1 protein-coding gene is annotated in these 1471 nt (G+C 47.8%); it reads left to right on the plus strand.

The window, feature by feature from the left end; translation table 11 throughout:
- The first annotated feature begins 54 nt into the window (after positions 1–54).
- The gene (locus ALO_RS16630) at positions 55–1434 is read left to right on the plus strand and encodes an ISNCY family transposase (protein ID WP_461781520.1); all 1380 of its coding nucleotides are present in this window, start codon (positions 55–57) and stop codon (positions 1432–1434) included.
- Positions 1435–1471: the final 37 nt, after the last annotated feature.

Genomic DNA, 1471 nt, shown 5'->3' on the forward strand with positions numbered 1-1471 from the left:
TGTGTTTAACTTGTGATAATGTCACCTTGTAGATTATCGCGATAAAATGTCAGTATGAACAACGAGGTGCATTATCTATTGTCCCCAGAACAACTCAATAGACATAGCGTGTTACGAAAGCTCATTGACGGTGACCTGACTCTTGCCCAGGCCGCATCCAGCTTAAACCTTAGTAAGCGTCAGGTGATCAGACTAAAGAAGGGATTCATCAAAGAAGGTCCTGGTATCTTAGTTCACAAGAATAGCGGTCGCAAACCCGCTCATGCATTCAGTGAAGAGTTTGTCGCTACCATCATTTCTCTCAAGCAGTCGGACCTGTACCGCCATGCTAACTTCCTGCACTTTCAGGAACTGCTTTTGCGTCAGGAACAGATCTCGATTAGCTATTCGGCTCTTCATGCTCTGTTAACCAAGGCGAAGATTCAAAGTCCCAAGAAACGCCGTCGTTTTAAGCCGCATCGTCGCCGCAAACGCAAATTGCAAGAGGGTCTGTTGATTCAAATGGATGCGACTCCTTTTGCTTGGTTTGGCACTGAGGAGTCTTATGCATTGCATGGGGCGATTGATGATGCCACCGGCAAAGTGGTTGGGCTGTATTTAACCAAACATGAGTGCCTGATGGGCTATTGGGAGGTGATACGACAAATGGGGCTCCAGTATGGGATTCCTGTGAGTCTTTATACTGACAGACATGCGATCTTTCTTTCTACGGCTGCTGGCAGGCTCTCGATCGAGGATCAGCTTGCAGGCAAGCTCATCAACGATACTCAGTTTTCTCGGGCGATGAAGGAGTTGGGTGTTACGATCATTCCTGCTCGTTCACCCCAGGCCAAAGGCCGTGTGGAACGCCTCTGGGAAACGTTGCAGAGCCGTCTGCCCGTTGAGTTTCAGATTGCTGGCGTTTCTAGCATTGACCAGGCCAATGAGTTTCTGATTCAGTATATCCCTTTACTGAATCAACGGTTTGCTGTGGAGCCGGGCCATGCAGTGTCTGCCTTCCGCCCTCTGGCCAAAGAGGTGGATCTGGATACGGTGCTTTGCGTAAAACTAACCCGCTCTGTGGATGCCGGTGGGGTATTCTCGTTTTACAACAGACACTTTAAGGTGATTGCAACGCCTAGTTTGCCGATTCTTCCTCCCAAGGCCAAAGTGAGTGTTCTTGTAAGCCCTCGTAGTGGCTTTGTTGTTCAATACAAAGGCACGCTATATCAGGCGTTGCCTTATAGTAAGCCTGTCAGGCAAGCGACTGTCCCTCCTGCAGCCAAGCAAAAAACTCCTTGGAAGCCACCAGATACTCACTATCACAAGTACGGCCATACCTTAGTAAACAAGGTTTCTTTTGAAGACTCTGATCAAGATATTATCGCAATGCTGGAGTCGATTTTCTTATCTCGATACGCTGAACCGGCGGTGACATTTTCTCGCGATATTTAAGCCCTTTTTAGGGTGACATTTTCAAAAGTTATTGACA

The sequence above is a fragment of the Acetonema longum DSM 6540 genome (genome assembly GCF_000219125.1).
GTDB classification, from domain to species: Bacteria; Bacillota; Negativicutes; order Sporomusales; family Acetonemataceae; genus Acetonema; species Acetonema longum.

Coding starts and splice junctions, on each gene's coding strand:
- ALO_RS16630 (WP_461781520.1), top strand. CDS start 55: ATGAACAACGAGGTGCATTATCTATTGTCCCCAGAACAACTCAATAGA.